The sequence below is a fragment of the Paenibacillus sp. USHLN196 genome (genome assembly GCF_037144955.1).
Lineage (GTDB): Bacteria > Bacillota > Bacilli > Paenibacillales > Paenibacillaceae > Paenibacillus > Paenibacillus xylanexedens_C.
Genome location: NZ_JBBCYH010000072.1, coordinates 1 through 223 on the forward strand (window position 1 = coordinate 1; position 223 = coordinate 223).

General features: G+C 52.5%; 1 tRNA gene and 1 rRNA gene. Both read right to left on the bottom strand.

From position 1 onward, the window contains the following. Nucleotides 1–20 precede the first annotated feature (20 nt). Nucleotides 21–97: transfer RNA gene (locus tag WFI24_RS34385), tRNA-Ile, on the bottom strand. Between the two features lie 36 nt (nt 98–133). Continuing rightward, nucleotides 134–223 (bottom strand): 5S ribosomal RNA (rrf, locus tag WFI24_RS34390); the annotation flags it as partial.

Genomic DNA, 223 nt, shown 5'->3' on the forward strand with positions numbered 1-223 from the left:
ATGAAATTAAAAGGTGTAGATGGTGGGCCCTGGTGGACTCGAACCACCGGCCTCACCCTTATCAGAGGTGCGCTCTAACCAACTGAGCTAAGGGCCCACATTATATATACTTTTTGAACCCAAAATGGGTTACGCTTGGCGGCGTTCTACTCTCCCAGGACCCTGCGGTCCAAGTACCATTGACGCTGAAGGGCTTAACGGTCGTGTTCGGGATGGGAACGTG